Here is a 22,220-nt window from a genome sequence, read left to right on the forward strand (position 1 = left end):
TGACGGTTCAGATGCGTGGAGATTCAACCGGAGCTTCGTCCGGCACTTCGCGCCAAAGCTCAGCCACGCTTCCAGCGCACGCCCTGCGGGGTGTCTTCCAGCACGATGTTCTCGGCGGCCAGCTGGTCGCGGATGGCGTCGGCACGGGCGAAGTCGCGGGCCTGCTTGGCGGCGATGCGCTCGTCGATCAATGCCTGGATGCGCACGTCGTCGCCGGCATCGGCGCCACGCCCGAACCACGCCGCCGGTGCCTGCTGCAGCAGGCCCAGCGCGAGGCCGGCGCCGAGCAGCTCGGCTTTCAGCCGCGCCTTGTCCGCCGCGTCCACCGCCTTGCGCGCGTCGCCGGCGATGCGCGCCAGTTCGGCCAGCGCCAGCGGCGTGTTGAGGTCGTCGTCCAGCGTGGCTTCCACCGCGGCCGGGATCAACGGCGCGGCCTCGACATCGGCAAGGTCGCGCAGGGTGCCGTACAAGCGGTCCAGGGTACGCACGCTCTGTTCGATCAGCGCGTCGGACCAGTCCAGCGGCTGCCGGTAGTGGGCCGACAGCAGCGCGTAACGCAGTGCCTCGGGCGGGTGCTTGCGCACCAGGTCGTGCACCCGCTCGATGTTGCCGACCGACTTGCTCATCTTGGCGCCGCCGAAGTTGAGCATGCCGTTGTGCAGCCAGAAGCGGGCGAAGGTGCGGCCGCCGTGGGCGCATTCGCTCTGCGCGATCTCGTTCTCGTGATGCGGGAACTGCAGGTCCACGCCGCCGGCATGGATGTCGATGGTGTCGCCCAGGTGCGCGGCGGCCATCGCCGAGCACTCGATGTGCCAGCCGGGGCGGCCGCGGCCCCACGGCGACTCCCAGCCGGGCAGGTCGTCGGTGGAGGGCTTCCACAGCACGAAGTCGCCGGCGTCGCGCTTGTACGGTGCCACCTCGACGCGGGCGCCGGCCAGCATCTCCTCGGGGTCGCGCCGGGAGAGCCTGCCGTAGCCGTCGAAGCTGGATACCGCGAACAGCACGTGGCCCTGCGCGGCATAGGCATGGCCGCCGGCGACCAGCCCCTCGATCATGGCGATGATCTGCGGGATGTGCGCGGTGGCTTCCGGCTCGATGTCCGGCGGCGCCACGCCCAGCGCGGCCATGTCTTCGCGGTAGGCGGCGGCGAAGCGGTCGGTGATGGCGGTGATCGGCACGCCCTGCTCGCGCGCGGCGGCGTTGATCTTGTCGTCCACGTCGGTGATGTTGCGGGCGTAGCGCAGCGCGCCGTGGCGGCGCCGCAGCAGGTCGGCCAGCACCCCGAACACCACCGGGCCGCGGGCATTGCCGATGTGCACGTAGTTGTAGACGGTGGGGCCGCAGACATACATGGTCGGCGCGGCCGGATCCAGCGGGACGAACGGCTCCAGCCGCCGCGTCAGGGTGTTGTACAGGTGCAAGGACATGGGGTTCCGGGGGAGGAGCGAGCCCGCCGATTCTAGCGGGCCGGGCCCGGCCGGGCACGCCCGGGCTGGGCAATGGCGCCGCGGATGGGTAATGTTCAGCCCCTCACGGACGGGGCTGCCTACACTATGCCGAGTCTGTCCGTTGCCCATGGATCCACCGAAGTCGATGAAGCACGCTCCGTTGTTGCCCTCAGCCCTGTGCCTGCTGGCCGCCGCCAGCGGCTCCGCCGTGGCGCAGAGCGAGGAGCCGCGCAACCGCGTGGCGATCGTGGAGAACGTGCGCCACGACTACGCGCAGGTGCTCAACGTCGAGCCGGTGTTCCAGACCCTGCGCGCCACCCGCACCGAAGAGCATTGCGTGCCGGTGTCCACGCGCACGCTGGACCCGGTGCAGGTCACCGCCGAGGAGGAGAAGGGCGGGTTCCGCCGCTTCTGGGATTCGGTGAAGGGGGTCTTCGGCCGCCGCCACGACGACGATGACGAGGCCGCGATGACCTTGGCGCGCGGCGGCGGCAACACCCCGATGCTCACCCCCGAATGCCGCATCGTCGAGGTCGGCCGCGAGTTCCGCCGGCCCATCGCCTATGACGTGGACTACGTCTACAAGGGCATCAAGTTCCGCTCGCGGCTGCCGGAAGACCCGGGCAATCGCCTGAAGCTGCGGGTGTCGATCACCCCCGAGCTGGGCGACGATTCCGAGCCCGTGGCCGGCAACCCGTGATGTTGCACTGCACCGCTTGCGTGCCGCCGGGGTGCGTGCGACTATGCCCCGCGATGAAGGCGAACAGCTTCCAGCACGAATCCAGCGCCGCCCGGCAGGCCACCGGCATGACCTCGCGCGCGCGTCGACCGGAACCCCACATCCTCGCTGGGTAACCGGAGCTTCGTGCTGTCTGTTCGGAAAACCCAGCCCAGGCTGGGTTTTTTCGTTTTCGTTCCGCAGAAAGTTTCAACCGCAATGAAGTTGCGCATCGTGCGCACCCGTCGGCAACGGCGGTCCCCCACGCAGCAAAGGATGGATCGATGTCCGTGAAGCACTTCTTGAACACCCAGGACTGGAGCCGCGCCGAGCTCGACGCGCTGCTGACCCAGGCGGCGCTGTTCAAGCGCAACAAGCTGGGCGACGAGTTGAAGGGCAAGTCGATCGCGCTGGTGTTCTTCAACCCGTCGATGCGCACCCGCACCAGCTTCGAGCTCGGCGCGTTCCAGCTCGGCGGCCACGCCATCGTGCTGCAGCCGGGCAAGGACGCCTGGCCGATCGAGTTCGAGCTGGGCACGGTGATGGACGGCGACACCGAGGAGCACATCGCCGAAGTGGCCAAGGTGCTGGGCCGCTACGTCGACCTGATCGGCGTGCGCGCGTTCCCGAAGTTCGTGGACTGGGCCCATGACCGGCAGGACGTGGTGCTCAAGGCGTTCGCCAAGTATTCGCCGGTGCCGGTGATCAACATGGAAACCATCACCCATCCCTGCCAGGAGCTGGCGCATGCGCTGGCCCTGCAGGAGCACTTCGGCACCTCCGACCTGCGCGGCAAGAAGTACGTGTTGACCTGGACCTACCACCCCAAGCCGCTGAACACCGCGGTGGCCAACTCGGCGCTGACCATTGCCACGCGCATGGGCATGGACGTGACCCTGCTGTGCCCGACCGAGCAATACCTCCTCGACGAACGCTACATGGGCTGGGCCGAGCAGAACGTCGCCGAGAGCGGCGGCTCGCTGACCGTCAGCCATGACATCGAGAGCGCCTATGCCGGCGCCGACGTGGTCTATGCCAAGAGCTGGGGCGCGCTGCCGTACTTCGGCAACTGGGCGCCGGAAAAGCCGATCCGCGACCAGTACAAGCACTTCATCGTCGACGAAGCCAAGATGGCGCTGACCAACAACGGCGTGTTCTCGCACTGCCTGCCGCTGCGCCGCAACGTCAAGGCGACCGACGCGGTGATGGATTCGCCCAACTGCATCGCCATCGACGAGGCCGAGAACCGCCTGCATGTGCAGAAGGCGATCATGGCCGCGTTGATCCAGTAACGAGTGCCGGGGAACGAGGAACGAGTAAAAACTCGCAGGCCTTGCTCCCACTCGTTTCTCGCTCCTCTCCACTCGTTCCTGACAACATCCCCACGGAAACATTCACCATGACGACCCCCAACGAATCCCGCGACATCGTGCTGGCCTTCTCCGGCGGCCTGGACACCAGTTTCTGCGTGCCCTACCTGCAGGAGCGTGGCTGGAACGTGCACACAGTGTTCGCCGACACCGGCGGCGTCGATGCCGAGGAGCGCGAGACCATCGAGAAGCGCGCCGCCGAGCTGGGCGTGGCCAGCCACGTCACCATCGATGGCGGCCCGGCGATCTGGGAAGGCTTCGTCAAGCCGTTCGTGTGGGCCGGCGAGGGCTACCAAGGCCAGTACCCGCTGCTGGTGTCCGACCGCTACCTGATCGTCGATGCCGCGCTCAAGCGCGCCGCCGAGCTGGGCACCAACGCCATCGCCCACGGTTGCACCGGCATGGGCAACGACCAGGTGCGCTTCGACCTGGCGGTGAAGGCGCAGGGCGACTACCGCATCGTCGCGCCGATCCGCGAGATCCAGAAGGAACACACCCAGACCCGCGCCTACGAGCAGGCGTACCTGGAAGAACGCGGCTTCGGCGTGCGCGCCAAGCAGAAGGCCTACACCATCAACGAGAATCTGCTGGGCGTGACCATGTCCGGCGGCGAGATCGACAAGTGGGAGGCGCCGGGCGAGGGTGCGCGCGGCTGGTGCGCGCCGCGCAGCGCGTGGCCGGCGGAAGTGCTGACCGTCACCCTGAAGTTCGTCGAAGGCGAGGCGGTCGAACTGGATGGCAAGGCGCTGCCGGGCGAGCAGATCCTGGCAAAGCTCAACAAGCTGTTCGCCCCGTATGGCGTCGGCCGTGGCGTCTACACCGGCGACACCGTGATCGGCCTGAAGGGCCGCATCGTCTATGAAGCGCCGGGCCTGACCGCGCTGCTGGCCGGCCACCGCGCGCTGGAGGAGGCGGTGCTGACCAAGCAGCAGAACCGCTTCAAGCCGGACGTGGCGCGCAAGTGGGTGGAGCTGGTCTACGAAGGCTTCTACCACGACCCGCTGAAGACTGACCTGGAGGCGTTCCTGAAGTCCTCGCAGGGCAAGGTCAACGGCGAGGTGGTGCTGGAAACCCGCGGTGCCCGCGTCGATGCGGTGGTGGTGCGCTCGCCGCACATCCTCAACGCCAAGGGCGCGACCTACGCGCAGTCGGCGGATTGGGGCGTGGAGGAGGCCGAGGGGTTCATCAAGTTGTTCGGCATGAGTTCGACGCTGTACGCGCAGGTCAACAACGGTTGACGCTTGAAAGCCCCTCTCCCTCCGGGGTGAGAGGGGCAGTTTGCGAACCACCGGTTCGCTGCCCCACGAACGCCCTTGCGCCAGCGCAAGGGCCGGGGCGCGAAGCGGGGGTTGGGGTGAGGGGCGAACGGAGTCCGCGATGTTTGAACCATAGGGACTCCGCTCGCCCCTCATCCGCCCTTCGGGCACCTTCTCCCGCAGGGAGAAGGGAGCCTGCCTGCCATTGCCGCGATCCGATCCCATGACCGAACTCCTCGAATCCACCCTCGCGCACCTTGAAAAGCTGGTGTCCTTCGATACCCGCAACCCGCCGCGTGCGATCACCACCGGCGGCATCTTCGATTACCTGCGCGCCAACCTGCCGGGCTTCGACGTCGAGGTGACCGACCACGGTGCCGGCGCAGTCAGCCTGTACGCGGTGCGCGGCACGCCGAAGTACCTGTTCAACGTGCACCTGGACACGGTGCCGGATTCGCCGCACTGGAGCGCCGATCCGCACGTGATGCGGCGGCTGGATGACCGTGTGGTCGGCCTCGGCGTATGCGACATCAAGGGTGCTGCCGCCGCGCTGGTGGCTGCCGCAAACGCCACCGATGGCGATGCCGCGTTCCTGTTCTCCTCCGACGAGGAGGCCAACGACCCGCGCTGCATCGCCGCCTTCCTCGCCCGCGGCATCCCTTACGAAGCCGTGCTGGTCGCCGAGCCGACGATGGGCGAGGCGGTGCTGGCGCATCGCGGCATCTCCTCGGTGCTGATGAAGTTCAAGGGCCGCGCCGGCCATGCCTCGGGCAAGCAGGATGCGGCGGCCAGTGCCCTGCATCAGGCGATGCGCTGGGGCGGTCGCGCGCTGGACCACGTCGAGTCGCTGGCGCATGCGCGTTTCGGCGGGCTGACCGGGCTGCGCTTCAACATCGGCCGGGTCGAGGGCGGCATCAAGGCCAACATGATCGCGCCGGCAGCCGAGCTGCGTTTCGGTTTCCGCCCGCTGCCGTCGATGGATATCGACCAGCTGCTGGCCACCTTCGCCGGTTTTGCCGAGCCGGCCGCCGCGCATTTCGAGGAAACCTTCCGCGGCCCGAGCCTGCCGTCGGGCGACATTGCCCGTGCCGAGGAACGCCGCCTTGCCGCGCGCGACGTCGCCGACGAACTGGGCCTGCCGATCGGCAACGCGGTGGACTTCTGGACCGAAGCCTCGCTGTTCTCGGCCGCCGGCCATACCGCGCTGGTCTACGGCCCCGGCGATATCGCCCAGGCCCACACCGCCGACGAGTTCGTGACGCTGGAGCAGTTGCAGCGCTATGCCGGGTCGGTCCACCACATCCTGCAGCGCGGCGCCTGAGCGCCCCGCATTCCCCAAGCCAACGAAATGTCCCCCGCCATGCAGCCCCACCGCCAGACCCGCCAGACCATCGTGCGCCTGCTTTCGAGCATGGCCAGCGCGAAGGAGATCAGCCAGTACCTCAAGCGCTTCTCGCAGCTGGACGCCAAGCGCTTCGCCGTGGTCAAGGTCGGCGGCGCGGTGCTGCGCGACGACCTCGACGCGCTGACGTCCTCGCTGTCGTTCCTGCAGGAGGTCGGCCTGACCCCGATCGTGCTGCATGGCGCCGGCCCGCAGCTGGACGCCGAGCTGTCGGCGGCCGGCATCGAGAAGCAGACCGTGGACGGCCTGCGCGTGACCACGCCCGAGGCGCTGGCGATCGTGCGCAAGGTGTTCCAGCAGTCGAACCTGCAACTGGTCGAGGCGCTGCAGCAGAACGGTGCGCGCGCCACCTCGATCACCGGCGGCGTGTTCGAGGCCGAGTACCTCGACCAGAGCATCTACGGGCTGGTCGGCGAGGTGAAGCGGGTCAACCTCGCGCCGATCGAGGCCAGCCTGCGCGCCGGTTCGATCCCGGTCATCACCTCGCTGGGCGAGACGCCGAGCGGGCAGATCCTCAACGTCAACGCCGACTTCGCCGCCAACGAGCTGGTGCAGGAACTGCAGCCGTACAAGATCATCTTCCTCACCGGCACCGGCGGCCTGCTCGATGCCGACGGCAAGGTGATCGACTCGATCAACCTGTCCACCGAGTACGAGCACCTGATCCAGCAGCCGTGGCTGCACGGCGGCATGAAGGTCAAGATCGAGCAGATCAAGGATCTGCTGGATCGGCTGCCGGAAGAATCCTCGGTGTCGATTACCCGCCCGGCGGATCTGGCAAAAGAACTGTTCACCCACAAGGGTTCGGGCACGCTGGTGCGGCGCGGCGAGAAGGTGCTCAAGGCGACGGCGTGGGAGCAGCTGGACACCGCGCGGCTGAAGGCGCTGATCGAGTCCAGCTTCGGCCGCACGCTGGTGCCGGACTATTTCGAGAAGACGAAGCTGCTGCGCGCCTACGTCAGCGAGAACTACCGCACCGCGGTGATCCTCACCGACGAGGCCGAGGGGGTCTACCTGGACAAGTTCGCGGTGCTCGACGACGCGCAGGGCGAGGGCCTGGGCCGCGCGGTATGGAACGTGATGCTGGAGGAAACCCCGCAGCTGTTCTGGCGCTCGCGCAACGGCAACGCGGTCAATCACTTCTACTACGCCGAGTCCGATGGCTGCTACAAGCTCGACCACTGGAAGGTGTTCTGGTTCGGCGCCAATGACTTCGACAGCATCCGTGGCTTTGTTGCGCACTGCGGCGAACGCCAGGCGAGCCTGCAGGGATGAATGCCCCGTCCGCCAATACCGCATGGCGCCAGGTGCCGGAACTGCGCGGCCGCCACGTCGTGCTGGAACCGCTGCAGGCGGCGCACGCGCCGGCCCTGCGGCAGGCGCTGGGCGACGGCGAACTGTCGCGCTGCTGGTACACCAACGTGCCGGCGCCGGATGCCGTGGAACAGCACGTCGCCGCGGCGCTGGAGGCGCAGGCGCAGGGCACGGCGCTGCCCTTCGTGGTCCGCGACGCCGCCGGCGCGGTGGTCGGCAGCACCCGTTTCTACGCACTGGACGCAGGCGTGCCACGGCTGAACATCGGCTACACCTGGTACCAGCGGCGGGTGCAGCGCACTGGCCTGAACACCGAGGCCAAGCTGCTGTTGCTGCGGCATGCGTTCGAGGCGATGGGCTGCATCGCCGTCGGCTTCGAGACCAGCTGGTTCAACCATGCCTCGCGCACCGCCATCGCCCGGCTCGGGGCGAAGCAGGACGGCGTGCTGCGCAACCACAAGCGCCACGCCGACGGCACGCCGCGCGATACCGTGGTGTTCTCCATCATCGACAGCGAGTGGCCGGCGGTCCGCAGCCACCTGCAACACCTTCTGGATTCGCACTCATGACCGAAAGAAAATTCACGCTGGGCATCGTCGGTGCCCGTGGCCATACCGGCGCCGAGTTGATCCGGCTGGTGGCCGGGCATCCGCACGTCGAACTGGCCTTCGTGTCCTCGCGCGAGCTGGCCGGGCAGCGCGTGGCCGAGCACAGCGATGCCTACGCCGGCGAGCTGCGCTATGAAAACCTCGACGCCGACGCGGTGGCGGGCAAGGGCGCCGATGCGGTGATCCTGGCCCTGCCCAACGGCAAGGCCGAACCCTTCGTCGCCGCGCTGGACGCGGCCCGGCCGGACACGGTGATCGTCGACCTGTCCGCCGACTACCGCTTCGACAACGGCTGGTACTACGGCCTGCCGGAACTGACCCGTGATGCCTATGCCGGGCAGAAGCGCATCAGCAACCCCGGCTGCTATGCCACCGCCATGCAGCTGGCGATCGTGCCGCTGCTGTCGCAACTGGCCGGGCCGCCGGCCTGCTTCGGCGTGTCGGGGTATTCGGGGGCAGGCACCACGCCCTCGGACAAGAACAACCCGGAACTGCTGCGCGACAACCTGATGCCGTATGCGCTGACCAACCACGTCCACGAGCGTGAGGTGTCCACCCGGCTCGGCGTGCAGGTCGAATTCATGCCGCACGTGGCCCCGCACTTCCGTGGCATCAGCATGACCGTGAACCTGTGGCTGCAGCAGCCGCTCAAGCGCGAGGAAGTGATGGCGCTGTACCGGCAGCGCTATGCCGGCGAGCCGTTGGTTGAGGTGGTGGACGAAGCACCGTGGGTCAGCCGCATTGCCGGCCGCCACGGCGTGCAGGTCGGCGGCTTCACGATGGCGCCGGGCAACAAGCGCGTGGTGGTGGTGGCGACCATCGACAACCTGCTCAAGGGTGCGGCCACGCAGGCGCTGCAGAACCTCAACATCGCCCTCGGCCTGCCCGAGCTGACCGCCATTCCGCATTGACCCGGCTTTTGTAGGAGCGACGCAAGTCGCGATGAAGCTTTACCGGTAAGTCCCCATCGCGACTCACGTCGCTCCTACCAAGGCAACAAGAGCATCGAGACTCCCATGACCAACCTGCTGTGGCAGAAGCCCGGCGTCGCGGTGGACGCCAACATCCAGACCTTCCTCGCCGGCGACGACGTGATCCTCGACCGCGAGTTCTTCCTGCACGACATCGCCGCCAGTACCGCGCATGCGGAAGGGCTGCAGCATATCGGCATCCTCTCGGCCGACGAGCTGGCCGCGCTCAAGCGCGAGCTGGCGCTGCTGGCCGACGATTTCCGCAGCGGCGCGTTCGTGCTCGACGAGCGCTACGAGGATTGCCATTCGGCGATCGAGGCGCGGCTGACCGAGCGCCTTGGCGACGCCGGGCGCAAGATCCACACCGGCCGCAGCCGCAACGACCAGATCCTGGTCGCCACCCGCCTGTGGCTGAAGGAGAAGCTGGCGCGCGTGGCGCAGCTCAGCCACGAAGTGGCGAAGGTGGCGCTGGACCGCGCCGCCGCCGAGCGCGCCCAGCCGCTGCCCGGCTACACCCACATCCAGCGTGCCGTGGTGTCCTCGGCCGGCATGTGGTGGGCGGGCTGGGCCGAAGCCTTCATCGACAACGCGGTGCGCGCGGCCGACACCCGCCGGCTGATCGACTGCAACCCGCTGGGCACCGCCGCCGGCTACGGCGTCAACCTGCCGCTGGACCGCGAACACACCACGCGCGCGCTGGAGTTCGCGCGCATGCAGGTATCGCCGATCTACGCCCAGCTCTCGCGCGGAAAGTTCGAGCTGGCCGCGCTGGAAGCGCTCGGCGGGGCGACCCTGGACCTGCGCCGCATCGCCTGGGACCTGTCGCTGTTCACCACCGGCGAGTTCGCCTTCGTGGCGCTGCCGGCGCAGTACACCACCGGCAGTTCGATCATGCCGAACAAGCGCAACCCGGACGTGATCGAGCTGATGCGCGCCACCCATGCCAGCGTGGCCGCCGCGCGCACCGAGATCGAGCAGCTGCTGTCGCTGCCGTCGGGCTACCACCGCGACCTGCAGGCGTCCAAGGGCGCGATCTTCCACGGCTTCGGCCGCGGCCTGGCCGCGCTGGAACTGCTGCCGGCGCTGCTGTCCAACCTCGACTGGCGCGACGACAACATCCGCGCCGCGATCGATTCGGGCATGTACGCCACCGACGTGGCGGTGGAAGCGGCGGTGGCCGGCGTGCCGTTCCGCGATGCCTACAAGGCCGCCGCCGCAGCGGCCGACACGGCGGGGCAGGGGCGCACGCCGGAAGGCAGCCTCGCCGCGCGGGTGTCGCCGGGCGCGGCCGCCGACCTGCGGCTGGAAGAACTGCAGGCACGCTGGGTGGCGCTGCAACCGTAGGTGCGGGACTTGCCCCGCACGGAGGCCTTCACGGCAATCAAGCCCCGCATCCACGAGACGTAGGTCGGGGCTACGTCCCCGGCATCTGCAATACCCCGCGTCGGGGGCGTAGCCCCGACCTACGTTGGTTGGAAACGAAAGCATCGCCCAAATGTATTGCGCGGCAGTGCAACATCGACGCTGGCGCTTCATGCGACGGAGAACGAAGTGAAGCTGTATCTGGTCATGGCCATGCGCAAGCCGTCGTTCGACACGTCGGTCATCGCCCCGCACAAGGCTTTCCTCGACGACCTGCGCGAACGCGGGCTGCTGCACCTGACCGGCGGTTTCGCCGATGGCAGCGGTGGCGCCTACGTGCTGCGCGACGTCGCCGACATGGACGTAGCGCGGGCCATCGTCGCGACCGACCCGCTGGCGGTCCACGGTTGCTCGGACCTGACCGTGCACGAGTGGAACACCCGCTGAGCCCATGAACGAGGCCGCCCCTTCGCCCTTCGCCGAACAGACGCTGCCGCCGTGGCGGCGCGCGGTGCTGAAGATCGGCAGCAGCCTGCTGGCCGCCGATGGTGGCGGCCTGAGCCCGCGCTTCGCGCTGGGGCTGGCGCAGTTCGTCTCGGCCAACCTGCTGGCCGGCAGGGAAGTGGTGATCGTCTCCTCCGGCGCGGTCGCGGCCGGCCGCGCCATCCTGCCGAGGGCGGCCGAAGCCGGTGCCGCCATCGCCGCGCGGCAGGCGCTGGCCGCGCTCGGGCAGGCGCAGCTGATCGCGCTGTGGCAGCGCTTCTTCGAGCGGCCGGTGGCGCAGGTGCTGCTGACCCACGACGACCTGCGCAACCGCCGCCGCTACCTCAACGCGCGCGCCACCCTCAACGAATTGCTGGCGCTTGGCGCATTGCCGGTGGTCAACGAGAACGACACCGTTTCCGTCGATGAATTGAAGCTCGGCGACAACGACAACCTCGCCGCCATCGTCGCCGCGCTGGTCGATGCCGATGCGCTGTTCATCGCCACCGACATCGACGGCCTCTACACCGCCGACCCGCGCCGCGATCCGCAGGCGCGGCCGATCAACGAAGTGGTCGAACTGACCGCCGAGGTGCTGGCGATGGCCGGTGGCAGCGGCAGCACAGTCGGCACCGGCGGCATGCACACCAAGTTGCAGGCCGCGGCCAAGGCCGGCGCGGCCGGCATCGACACCTACCTGTTCAACGGCCGCAGCGGCGAAGTGGTGCGCGCGCTGGCGCAGGGCCGGCTGCGCGGCACCCGCCTGCATGCCGGGCGCTCGCGCATCGCCGCGCGCAAGTACTGGCTGCGGCACGCGCCGCTCGAGCCGGGGGCGATCGTGGTCGATGGCGGCGCCGCGCGCGCGCTGCGCGAGAAGGGCGCCTCGCTGCTGCCCGGCGGCATCGCCGCGGTGCAGGGCGAGTTCCGCCGCGGCGACATGATCGAAGTGCGCGACGGCGGGGGCTGCATCGCGCACGGCATCAGCCAGTATTCGGCGGTGGACGTGCGGCGCATCGCCGGCAGCCATTCGCGCACCATCGAGGCCACCCTCGGCTACAACTATGGCGAGAACGTGATCCACCGCGACGACCTCGTCCTGCTGTCGTAGGAGCGACGCGAGTCGCGACGGGGCTTCGCCGGTAAAGCTCCATCGCGACTCGCGTCGCTCCTACAGGGACGAAACTTCCTGCATGCGAGCCGCAACCATGACCGACATCAAGACCCTTGCCCTGCAATGCCGCGACGCCGCCCGGCAACTCGGCCAGCTTTCCACCGCGGCGCGTTCGGCCCTGCTGCAATCGATGGCGGCGGCGCTGGAAGCCGATGCCGAGGCGATCCTCGCCGCCAACGCCCGCGACCTGCAGGCCGCCCGCGACAAGGGCGTGGGCAGCGCGATGCTCGACCGGCTGGCGCTGGACCCGCAGCGCCTGGCCGGTGTCGCCAACGCATTGCGCGAGGTCGCCGCGTTGCCCGATCCGGTCGGCGAGGTCACCCGCGACTACCTGCGGCCCAACGGCATCCGCGTGCAGAAGGTGCGCGTGCCGCTGGGGGTGATCGCGATGATCTACGAGGCGCGGCCGAACGTGACCGCCGACGCCGCCGCGTTGTGCATCAAGGCCGGCAACGGGGTGATCCTGCGCGGCGGTTCGGAGGCGATCCATTCCAACACCGCGATCGCCGCCAGCCTGAAGCGCGCGCTGCGCGAGGCGGGCCTTGCCGATGCCGCGCTGACGCTGGTGGAGGACCTGCGCCGCGAGACGATGCTGGAACTGCTGCAACTGAACGACATCATCGACCTGGCGATCCCGCGCGGCGGCGAGGGCCTGATCCGCTTCGTCGCCGAACATGCGCGGGTGCCGGTCATCAAGCACTACAAGGGCGTGTGCCATTTGTACGTCGATGACGGCGCCGATATGCAACTGGCGCTTGGCCTGCTGGTCGACGGCAAGGTGTCGCGCCCGGCCGCCTGCAATTCGCTGGAAACCCTGCTGGTGCACGCGGACATCGCACCGCGCTTCCTGCCGCTGGCGGCCGAGGCATTGCGCGCCCGCGGCGTCGAGTTGCGCGGTGATGCCGCGACGCAGGCCCTGGTGCCTGGTGTATCGGCGGCGGACGAGGACGACTATGCCGCCGAATACCTGGACCTGATCCTCGCCATCCGCGTGGTCGACTCGCTCGATGACGCCATCGCCCACATCCAGCGCCACACCTCCGACCACACCGAGGTCATCGCCACCGGCAACCCGGCCCATGCCGAGGCCTTCGTGCACGCGCTGCGCTCGGCGGTGGTGATGGTCAACGCCTCCTCGCGCTTCTCCGACGGCGGTGAGCTGGGGCTGGGCGCGGAGATCGGCATCTCCACCACGCGCCTGCATTCCTACGGCCCGATGGGGCTGGAGGCGCTCACCGTGGAGCGCTTCGTGGTACGCGGCGAGGGGCAGGTGCGGGGGTGAGGCCGTAGGCCGGGGTTACATCCCCGGCGTTTTCGTCGGCCCTTTGCGGACGTCGGGGGCGTGGCCCCGACCTACCAATGGTCTTCCAGTTGCTGCGGCCTGCACGCGAACCATGCCGCGACCAGCAGCACCAGCGAGCACAGCATCAGGAACGCGAACGACCATGCCCAGCCGCCGCCGAGTTCGTGCAGCCAGCCGAACAGCAGCGGGCCGAGGCAGGCCAGGCTGTAGCCCACGCCCTGCATGAAGCCGGACAGCGCCGCCGAGCCACTCGGGGTTCGGGTGCGCAGGTTGATCAGGGTCAGACCCAGCGGGAAGGTGGATGGGCCCAGCCCGGCGATGGTCACCCACAGCCACGGCGCGGCCATCGGCGCCCACAGCAGGCCGGCGAAGGCGACCGCGTTCAGGCCGAACACCAGCACCGCGATCGGGAACGGGTTGCGCATGCGCACCGCCAGCGCCGGCACCAGCAGCGAGGGCAGCAGGCCGATGGCCGAATACAGCGCCACCATCACCCCGCCGAAGGCCTCGCTGGCGCCGGCTTCCACCATCACCTTGGGCAGCCAGGTGAACAGCGAGTAGGTACCCAGCGAGGTCATGCCGAACATCAGCGCCATGCCCCAGCCGAGCGGGGTCTTCCAGACCCGGCCGGCGGCATGCGGGCCGTCGGCAGCGGCGGCGGCCTGCGCACGCGGCGCATGCCGCGCCAGCAGCAGCCACGGCAGCAGCGCGGCGGTGGACAGCAGCGCCCACATGCCCAGCGAGATGCGCCAGTCGAAGCGGTCGGCCACCGGCACCGCCAGCAGCGCCGGCAGCATGGTGCCGGCCTGCAGCACGGTGATGTAGAGCGTGCTCAGGGTGCCGACGCGGTCGGCGAAGTAGCGCTTGACCAGCGGCGGCACCACCACGTTGCCGATGCCCATGCCGGCCAGCGCGACCGCCGAGCCGACCAGCAGCATGCCGACGCCGCCGGCGCTGGCGCGCAGCAGCAGCCCGGCGGTGGCCAGCAGCATGGTCAGCACCGCGGTGCGCTCCAGTCCGATCGCGCGGATCAGCCGCGGCGTGACCAGGCCGAACAGGGCGAAGGCGGCGGTGGGCATCATGCCCAGCACGCCGGTCATGGTACTGCCGAACTCGAAGGTCTGGCCCAGCCGGTCCAGCAGCGGCGTCAGCGAGGTGACCGCGCTGCGCAGGTTGGCGGCCAGCAGCACGACGGCGACGAAGGCCAGCAGCCGGCCCTTGAGCAGGGGAGCATGCGGGCCGCGGGCGGGAGAGTGGGGCATGGCGGAACTCCGGCGCGGGCAGCCGCAGGGGCGGCGCCCGCGAAAACAGGGGAACCGCGGGGAGCGATTCCCGGCATCGCCCGCCGCTGGCCCGAAAGCGGCGGCGTGGCGACAAAAACAAAAGCCGGCCCGAGGCCGGCTTTTGTCGATCTTGGTCGGGGAGACAGGATTCGAACCTGCGACCTCTACGTCCCGAACGTAGCGCTCTACCAGACTGAGCTACACCCCGAAGGAGCCGCCTATGATAACGGCGGCATTGGCGCGGCGCAACAGATTTCACTCCGCCGCGGGCATCGGCCCGGCGTGGCGCGGGTCAGCCCAGCTTCTCGGCCAGCACCCGGCGGATTTCCGATTCGACCATGCCCTTCATCGCCGACAGCAGGAAGCCCAGCTCGGCCTTCACCCGCACCGCGCCGGGCAGCATCTCGATCGCGCCCTCGACCCCGGCACGGGCGAAGTGCAGGTTCTGCCCCTCCCAGCGGGTGCTGACCTCGAAGCGCTCCTGCAGCTTGCGCGCGACCTCGGCGATGGCCGCGTGCGCGCGTTCGTCGGACAGGGAATGGGCATGGCGGATGTCGATGCTGGACATGGGGAAGGGACTCGCGGGGCCGGGTGGAGGGTGGTGCGGCATTGTGCGGACACGCGCGGCGCAGTCCAAGCCCCATAGCCAGCTTCTGCATGTCCCGTGGACCTGCTAGTCTGCCGCCGGTGCGCACACTGCAAGTCCATTTCGGCAACCGCCAGCAGCCAGATCAAGCCCTTGGTCCGGGCATGCAGCGCATCGTGCGGGACGCCAGCGGGCAGGTGCGGCTGGGCGACGACAGCGTCGGCCCGCTGCTGCTGGCGCGCTTCTGCACCGACGAACGCGGCCTGTGGCTGCAGGTCGCCAGCGGCGTGCGCGGCATCCACGTCAACGGCCGCCCGGTGCGGCGCATGGCGCTGCTGCGCGCCGGCGACTCGGTGCATGCCGATGGCGTGGAAATGCTGCTGCGCGGCCACTGCGAGCCGGCCACGCAACCGCCGCAGGCGCCCGAGGCGATCACCGGAAACGGCGAAGACCAGCGCGTGCTGCTGCGCGGCGTCGGCGGCCAGCACCACGGCCGCGCCCACGCCCTGAACCGGCCGCGCACCATCGGCCGCGATGCGGCGGCGGACATCGTCATCGACGATCCGGTGTTCCCCGAGCGGCAGGCGCGTTTCGAATGCCACGGCGAGCGGGTGCTGCTGCGCGACCTCGGCTCGCCCGACGGTTGCCGGGTCAACGGCGTCGCGGTTCGCCACTGCTGGCTGCACGCGGGCGACCAGGTGGTGTTCGAGGGCAACCAGCGCTTCGTATTGGAGGTGCCGCTGGGCGCCGCCCCGACCTACCTGCCGGCCGTCGCCGAAGAGGCCGCGCCGACCACGGAAACCCGGCCGGCGCCGGTGGCGCGGCCACGGCAGCGGCGCTGGCCGTGGCTGCTGCTCAGCGCCCTGCTGATGGGCGTGCTGATCAGCGCATTGCTGCTGTTCGGCGCACGCTGAGCGCACGCCGCCGGGCATTCACTCGCCGCGCAGGCGGCACATCCGCGGCGTGGCGCGGCCCATCGGCATCTTCAGCTTGCCGATGGCTTCGATGCGGGCCTCGGCGATGCGGTCGGCGGCGCGTTGCGGCGAGACCGCGTCTTGCTCGGAGCGGTCGAAGATCCGTTCGAGGCTGTGGTAGATGCTGCGGATCAGGCGCATGGCGCGCTCGCGGTTGTAGCCGTCGATCTCCAGCGACACGTTCATCACGCCGCCGGCGTTGACCACGTAGTCCGGCGCCCACAGCACCCCGCGCTTGAACAGTTCGTCGCCCACCGCGTGGCTGGCCAGTTGGTTGTTGGCGGTGCCGCAGATGACCTTGGCCTTGAGCCGGTCCAGCGTTTCCATGCCGATCACGCCTTCCATCGCGCAGGGCGCGAACACGTCGGCGGCGACATCGTAGATGGCCTCGGGCGCGACCGCCTCGCAGCCGTATTCGCCGACCGCGCGTTCCACCAGCGCCGGGTCGAGGTCGGTGACGTGCAGCTTGGCGCCGCGCTCGCGCAGCAGCTTCACCAGCTCCATGCCGATGTGGCCCAGGCCCTGCACGGCAATGGAAACCTTGCCGATTTCCTCGTGGCCGAACTTGCGGTTGACCGAGGCCATCAGCGCCTGCAATGCGCCGTAGGCGGTGAACGGGGCCGGGTCGCCGGAGCCGCCGTGGACCTGGTGCACGCCGGTGACGTAGCCGGTCTCCAGGTAGATGTGCTCCATGTCGTTGACGTCGGTGCCGACGTCCTCGGCGGTGATGTAGCGCCCACCCAGCGCCTCGACCTGGCGGCCGAAGGCGCGGAACAGCACCTCGCTCTTGGCGGCCTTCGGGTCGCCGATGATCACCGCCTTGCCGCCGCCCACGTTCAACCCGGCCAGCGCGTTCTTGTAGGTCATGGTGCGGCTCAGCCGCAGCACGTCGCGCAGCGCGTCGTCGCTGTTGGCGTAGGGGCGCATGCGCACGCCGCCCAAGGCCGGGCCGAGGGTGGTGTCGTGGATGGCGATGATCGCCTTCAGGCCGGCATCGCGGTTGTGGCAGAACACGACCTGCTCGTGGCCGGAAGTTTCGAGGGTGTCGAAAAGCATGGATGCTCCGATGGGCGCTGCTGCGGCAACGTCCGTGATCCTGCGGGTAAATGGTGGGCCGTAAAACAAAAAATGCGACTTCGTCCTTGGGGTGACGGGTCGCGGGCGGCCATTCTAATGCATTCGGCGGCCGGCGGTTGTCGAGGCCGCCGATGGCGCGTGGGAGCACCGCGCGGCGCACCGGTCACGCTGCGCTGCAACCTGACCTGCCGGGCACGCGGCCCTATCATCGGTTTCAACGGAAACAGGATGTCGCACGCCCCATGAGTACCCCCGCCCCCCACCTCCCGCAGCCGCCGTCCACCGCCCTGGACGAGGCCCGCTCGCCGCTGCGCTTCGTCACCGCCGCCAGCCTGTTCGACGGCCATGACGCGGCCATCAACATCATGCGCCGGCTGATCCAGTCGCAGGGCGCGGAGGTGATCCACCTGGGCCACAACCGTTCGGTGGAGGACGTGGTGCGCGCGGCCTTGCAGGAGGATGCCGACGCCATCGCGCTGTCGTCCTACCAGGGCGGCCACGTCGAGTACTTCAAGTACATGGTGGACATGCTGCGCGAGCGCGGCGCCGGCCATATCCGCGTGTTCGGCGGCGGCGGCGGCACCATCACCCCGGAGGAAATCCGCGAGCTGCAGGGCTACGGCGTTGAGCGCATCTACCACCCCAACGACGGCATGAAGATGGGGCTGGTGGAGATGATCGAGGACGTGGTGAAGCGCGCCGGCGGCGCGCGGGAACAGGGAGCGGGGAACAGGGAACAGGATGTTTTGGCCAAACCCGGCATTGACGACGAAATTGGTATTGGCCGGATGCTTTCGGCCATCGAGGACGGTGCTTATGGCGACGCCGAGCTTGAGAAGCTCCGCAAGCAATGGGCCAGGGTGGACGGACATTCGCCGTTCCCGGTCGCGCATGCCCGGCTTGCCCCCGTCATCGGCATCACCGGCACCGGTGGCGCCGGCAAGTCCAGCGTCACCGACGAACTGCTCAACCGCTTCCTCGCCAATTTCCCGCAGATGCGCATCGCGGTGGTGTCGGTCGATCCCACCCGCCGCCGCACCGGCGGCGCGCTGCTGGGCGACCGCATCCGCATGAACTCGCTGCGCAGCCCGCGCGTGTACATGCGCTCGATGGCCACCCGCCGCCAGCATGCGGCGGTCAACACCGTGCTGCGCGACTGCATCGGCTTCCTCACGTCGCTGGATTTCGACCTGGTGATCGTCGAGACGGCCGGCATCGGCCAGAGCGATTCGGAGATCGTGGACCTGGTCGATTTCCCGATGTACGTGATGACCAGCGACTTCGGCGCGCCGAGCCAGCTGGAAAAGATCGACATGCTCGACTACGCCGAGCTGGTGGTGCTCAACAAGTTCGACAAGCGCGGTGCCGAGGACGCGCTGCGCGACGTGCGCAAGCAATGGAAGCGCAACCGCGTGGCGTTCACGATGAAGGACGAGGATGTGCCGGTCTACCCAACCATCGCCTCGCAGTTCAACGACCCCGGCATCAGCTGGATGTTCGCCAACCTGTGCCGGTTGTTGCGCGAAAAGCGGGGAACGGGGAACGGGGACGCGGGAATGGAAGGTAGCTGCGATTGGGTGCCGTCCATCGACACCACGCTCAAGGAGCCGCGCGCCACCGTGCTGATTCCCGGCAGCCGCGTGCGCTACCTGGCCGAGATCGCCGAGCAGGGCAGGGCGATCAACGCCCGCATCGAATCGCAGGCGGAAGTCGCCGAGCGTGCGCAGGGCTGCTGGCAGGCGCTGAAGGAGCTGGGCGACGACAGACTGCCGCCGGCGCTGGAGCTGTATGCGGCCGATGCTCTCGTAGAGCGGGGCTCGCCCCGCTCGGATGCCACCGGAGGCAGCGGGGCAAGCCCCGCTCTACAGGTTGACCGCTCGCTGCTGACCCTGCGCCAGCGCTACAACGACGCGGTGCAATCGCTGGATTCCGAAGCGCTGCGCCTGTTGCGCGAATGGCCGGCGCGGCTGAAGTCGATCATCGACGAGGTCAACGAGTACCAGGTGCGCGGCAAGGCCATCCGCGTCGAGAACTACCGCGAATCGCTCAGCCACCAGCAGATCCCGAAGATCGCCGCGCCCACCTACCGCAGTTGGGGCGAACTGCTGGTGTTCCTGCAGAAGGAGAACCTGCCCGGCGCGTACCCGTACACCGGCGGCGTCTACCCGTATCGCCGCAGCGGCGAAGACCCGATCCGCATGTTCGCTGGCGAAGGCACGCCCGAGCGTACCAACCGCCGCTTCCATTACCTGAGCGTCGGCCAGCCGGCCGCGCGCCTGTCCACCGCGTTCGACAGCGTCACCCTGTACGGCGAAGACCCGGCGCCGCGCCCGGACATCTACGGCAAGATCGGCAACTCCGGCGTCAACATCCCCACGCTGGACGACATGAAGAAGCTGTACTCCGGCTTCGACCTGTGCGCGCCGACCACCTCGGTGTCGATGACCATCAACGGCCCGGCGCCGATGATCCTGGCGATGTTCATGAACACCGCCATCGACCAGCAGGTGGAGAAATACCTGAAGGCCGACCCGGCGCGCTGGGCGGAGGCGGAAAAGCAGATCGCGCGATTGTTCGAAGGCCGCCAGCGCCCGCAGTACCACGGCGAGCTGCCGCCGACCAACGACGGCCTCGGCCTTGGCCTGCTCGGCGTCACCGGCGACCAGTTGCTGGATGCGGAAACCTACGCGCGCATCAAGGCCGAAACCCTGCGCACCGTGCGCGGCACGGTGCAGGCCGACATCCTCAAGGAGGACCAGGCGCAGAACACCTGCATCTTCTCCACCGAGTTCGCGCTGCGGATGATGGGCGACATCCAGCAGTATTTTGTCGATAACGGCGTGCGCAATTTCTACTCGGTGTCGATCTCCGGCTACCACATCGCCGAGGCCGGGGCGAACCCGATCAGCCAGCTCGCCTTCACCCTGAGCAACGGCTTCACCATCGTCGAGTACTACCTCGCGCGCGGGATGAAGATCGACGACTTCGCGCCGAACCTGTCGTTCTTCTTCTCCAACGGCATGGACCCGGAATACACCGTCATCGGCCGCGTCGCCCGCCGCATCTGGGCGCGCGCGATGCGCGAGCGCTACGGCGCCAACGAACGCAGCCAGATGATGAAGTACCACATCCAGACCTCGGGCCGCTCGCTGCACGCGCAGGAAATCCAGTTCAACGACATCCGCACCACCTTGCAGGCGCTGTACGCCCTGTTCGACAACTGCAACAGCCTGCACACCAACGCCTACGACGAGGCGATCACCACCCCGACCGAGGAAAGCGTGCGCCGCGCGGTGGCGATCCAGATGATCATCAACAAGGAGTTGGGGCTGAACTTCTGCGAGAACCCGTGGCAGGGCAGCTTCATCGTGGACAAGCTGACCGACATCGTGGAAGAGGCGGTGTACAAGGAATTCGAGGCGATCAGCGAGCGCGGCGGCGTGCTCGGCGCGATGGACACCATGTACCAGCGCGGCAAGATCCAGGAAGAAAGCCTGTACTACGAACACAAGAAACACGACGGCAGCCTGCCGCTGGTCGGCGTCAACATGTTCCTGCCGAAGGAGCATGCCGGCGAGGTGGCGACCGAGATCGAGTTGATCCGTTCGACTGAGGAGGAGAAGGGGCAGCAGATCGACAATGTGGCCGGCTACCAGGGCAGTCGCAATGGCTATGCTGCCGACGGACTGAAGGCGCTACAGGCAACTGCGCGGGAGCGGCGGAATGTGTTTGAATCGCTGGTGGAAGCGGTGAAGACCCATAGCCTCGGGCAGATCAGCCATGCGTTGTATGAGGTGGGTGGTGAGTACCGTCGCAACATGTAATCTCAAGCTGAGGAAGGAATCGAAATGCCACGACAGATCAGGGTTCCTGCCATTAAAGTTCGCCAAGGCGATCGGGAGTTCTACCTTGCCGCACTGAAAGCTAGACAGTTGGTGTCAATCTCTTATGTCGCTATTCGAGGCGTGGATGACGAAGAAGGTGCGGTGCAAAGAATTTTCAATCGTGATCGTCTCGCGAGTCTGCGAAAGTTCGCTCTTACTGAGGGGAGCTACCCAAGCACCATTGTCCTAAATTGGACCGCTGCGGCGCGTCCTGTTTTTGACGATGGTGAGCTTAAGCTGGATGAAGCGTCACGCAGTGCGCAGATCATCGATGGGCAGCATCGTGTAGAGGGATTGCGCGCCGCCTTGGAGGAAAAGGACGACCTTGGGGATTTGGAGGTTCCTGTCAGTATTTACGTTGGCCTCAATACAAGAGCATGCGCCGATATTTTCTTGTCAATTAATACGGAGCAACGGCCGGTTCCGCGGAGTCTTGTGTTTGATTTATTTGGCGAGGCGAGCGATGTTGTTGTTGATGCTGCGGCGGTGCGTGCGCGAGATATTGCTATGGCGCTCAATAATCTAGAGGAGTCGCCCTATTACCAGAATATAAAAATGCCAAACCAGCCGATTCGCAAGGGTGGTATTGCACTGTCGACAGCTGTATCTGCTTTGAAGCCCCTTGTCGAGGATAAGGGAATCTTTGAGCAGATTGATGCGTATGAGCTTGGCGTGCAACAGCGGATTGTTTTGAACTTCTTTGTGGCGCTCTCGTCGAGATACGGTTCATACTGGAATGAGAAGACTAATGCTTTTCAGTTCGCGGCGGGTTTTATTGGTGCGGTTGATTTTTTGAAACTAAAAATTATTCCGGCATGTAATGCGCTTAATCCAAGAGACTTTTCCGTAGAGAACATTTCTAACATGTTGACGATCTCTGCTGAGAATCGGATTCGTCAGGAGGAGCTGAAGGGGTTTGGCGGCAAAGATGCGCCGCGGATTGTCTTTGATCGGCTCGTTGCATCCATGCGCGCTATTCCTGCGAATAGCGCTGCGTTGAAGCTCTGATC

18 protein-coding genes and 1 tRNA gene are annotated in these 22,220 nt (G+C 67.7%); 14 read left to right on the forward strand and 5 right to left on the reverse strand.

Annotated elements, in window-relative coordinates; all coding sequences use genetic code 11:
• Positions 1-59: 59 nt before the first annotated feature.
• Positions 60-1,427, reverse strand: a complete 1,368-nt coding sequence (gene cysS / locus MIC98_RS08410; RefSeq protein WP_239736827.1) for a cysteine--tRNA ligase — start codon at positions 1,425-1,427, stop codon at positions 60-62.
• Between the two features lie 166 nt (positions 1,428-1,593).
• On the opposite strand from cysS, the gene MIC98_RS08415 reads away from it, so the two are divergent.
• The 11 genes from MIC98_RS08415 to MIC98_RS08465 all read left to right on the forward strand — a co-directional run bounded on the left by MIC98_RS08415 (position 1,594) and on the right by MIC98_RS08465 (position 13,385).
• Positions 1,594-2,148 (forward strand): hypothetical protein, encoded by a 555-nt coding sequence (locus tag MIC98_RS08415; RefSeq protein WP_057641560.1) that lies wholly within the window; start codon positions 1,594-1,596, stop codon positions 2,146-2,148.
• Positions 2,149-2,450: 302 nt separating this feature from the next.
• Entirely contained in the window at positions 2,451-3,458 is a 1,008-nt protein-coding gene (locus MIC98_RS08420; protein ID WP_239736828.1) for an N-acetylornithine carbamoyltransferase, read from the forward strand.
• A 107-nt stretch (positions 3,459-3,565) separates the two neighbouring features.
• Positions 3,566-4,774: an argininosuccinate synthase gene (locus MIC98_RS08425; RefSeq protein ID WP_239736829.1), complete on the forward strand. Its 1,209-nt coding sequence runs from the start codon at positions 3,566-3,568 to the stop codon at positions 4,772-4,774.
• Between the two features lie 241 nt (positions 4,775-5,015).
• Positions 5,016-6,113, forward strand: a complete 1,098-nt coding sequence (locus MIC98_RS08430; protein WP_239736830.1) for an acetylornithine deacetylase — start codon at positions 5,016-5,018, stop codon at positions 6,111-6,113.
• Positions 6,114-6,140: 27 nt separating this feature from the next.
• Positions 6,141-7,469: an acetylglutamate kinase gene (locus MIC98_RS08435; protein WP_239736831.1), complete on the forward strand. Its 1,329-nt coding sequence runs from the start codon at positions 6,141-6,143 to the stop codon at positions 7,467-7,469.
• The gene (locus tag MIC98_RS08440) at positions 7,466-8,077 is read left to right on the forward strand and encodes a GNAT family N-acetyltransferase (RefSeq protein ID WP_239736832.1); all 612 of its coding nucleotides are present in this window, start codon (positions 7,466-7,468) and stop codon (positions 8,075-8,077) included. Before MIC98_RS08435 ends, MIC98_RS08440 begins: the two co-directional genes overlap by 4 nt.
• Entirely contained in the window at positions 8,074-9,027 is a 954-nt protein-coding gene (gene argC, locus MIC98_RS08445; protein ID WP_239736833.1) for an N-acetyl-gamma-glutamyl-phosphate reductase, read from the forward strand. Before MIC98_RS08440 ends, argC begins: the two co-directional genes overlap by 4 nt.
• A 105-nt stretch (positions 9,028-9,132) precedes the next feature.
• Positions 9,133-10,431, forward strand: a complete 1,299-nt coding sequence (locus tag MIC98_RS08450) for an argininosuccinate lyase (RefSeq protein ID WP_239736834.1) — start codon at positions 9,133-9,135, stop codon at positions 10,429-10,431.
• Positions 10,432-10,656: 225 nt separating this feature from the next.
• Complete coding sequence (locus tag MIC98_RS08455; RefSeq protein ID WP_239738103.1) at positions 10,657-10,896, forward strand: YciI family protein; 240 nt, start codon at positions 10,657-10,659, stop codon at positions 10,894-10,896.
• A gap of 4 nt (positions 10,897-10,900) precedes the next feature.
• Positions 10,901-12,040 (forward strand): glutamate 5-kinase, encoded by a 1,140-nt coding sequence (gene proB, locus MIC98_RS08460; protein WP_239736835.1) that lies wholly within the window; start codon positions 10,901-10,903, stop codon positions 12,038-12,040.
• Positions 12,041-12,122: 82 nt separating this feature from the next.
• Complete coding sequence (locus tag MIC98_RS08465; protein ID WP_275584489.1) at positions 12,123-13,385, forward strand: glutamate-5-semialdehyde dehydrogenase; 1,263 nt, start codon at positions 12,123-12,125, stop codon at positions 13,383-13,385.
• Between the two features lie 71 nt (positions 13,386-13,456).
• Here MIC98_RS08465 and MIC98_RS08470 read toward each other — a convergent pair whose 3' ends face one another.
• The 3 genes from MIC98_RS08470 to MIC98_RS08480 all read right to left on the reverse strand — a co-directional run bounded on the left by MIC98_RS08470 (position 13,457) and on the right by MIC98_RS08480 (position 15,257).
• On the reverse strand, positions 13,457-14,668 hold the full coding sequence (locus tag MIC98_RS08470; protein ID WP_057640982.1) for an MFS transporter: 1,212 nt from the start codon (positions 14,666-14,668) through the stop codon (positions 13,457-13,459).
• A 152-nt stretch (positions 14,669-14,820) separates the two neighbouring features.
• Positions 14,821-14,897, reverse strand: a tRNA-Pro gene (locus MIC98_RS08475).
• An 84-nt stretch (positions 14,898-14,981) separates the two neighbouring features.
• On the reverse strand, positions 14,982-15,257 hold the full coding sequence (locus MIC98_RS08480) for a polyhydroxyalkanoic acid system family protein (protein WP_239736837.1): 276 nt from the start codon (positions 15,255-15,257) through the stop codon (positions 14,982-14,984).
• 119 nt (positions 15,258-15,376) lie between these two features.
• On the opposite strand from MIC98_RS08480, the gene MIC98_RS08485 reads away from it, so the two are divergent.
• Positions 15,377-16,189 (forward strand): FHA domain-containing protein, encoded by an 813-nt coding sequence (locus MIC98_RS08485; RefSeq protein ID WP_239736838.1) that lies wholly within the window; start codon positions 15,377-15,379, stop codon positions 16,187-16,189.
• A gap of 18 nt (positions 16,190-16,207) precedes the next feature.
• On the opposite strand, the gene MIC98_RS08490 is transcribed toward MIC98_RS08485, so the two are convergent.
• Positions 16,208-17,305, reverse strand: a complete 1,098-nt coding sequence (locus tag MIC98_RS08490; RefSeq protein ID WP_239736839.1) for a Glu/Leu/Phe/Val dehydrogenase dimerization domain-containing protein — start codon at positions 17,303-17,305, stop codon at positions 16,208-16,210.
• Positions 17,306-17,568: 263 nt separating this feature from the next.
• Here MIC98_RS08490 and MIC98_RS08495 point away from each other — a divergent pair, with 263 nt between their 5' ends.
• Together MIC98_RS08495 and MIC98_RS08500 are read left to right on the forward strand one after the other, a co-directional pair.
• Positions 17,569-21,150 carry a methylmalonyl-CoA mutase family protein gene (locus tag MIC98_RS08495; RefSeq protein ID WP_239736840.1) on the forward strand — a complete coding sequence of 1,194 codons (3,582 nt, stop codon included), beginning with the start codon at positions 17,569-17,571 and terminating at the stop codon, positions 21,148-21,150.
• A 24-nt stretch (positions 21,151-21,174) separates the two neighbouring features.
• A complete protein-coding gene (locus MIC98_RS08500) occupies positions 21,175-22,218 on the forward strand; it encodes a DGQHR domain-containing protein (protein WP_239736841.1) in 1,044 nt (347 codons plus the stop codon).
• Positions 22,219-22,220: the final 2 nt, after the last annotated feature.

This window comes from Stenotrophomonas sp. NLF4-10, assembly GCF_022359915.1.
Lineage (GTDB): Bacteria > Pseudomonadota > Gammaproteobacteria > Xanthomonadales > Xanthomonadaceae > Stenotrophomonas > Stenotrophomonas daejeonensis.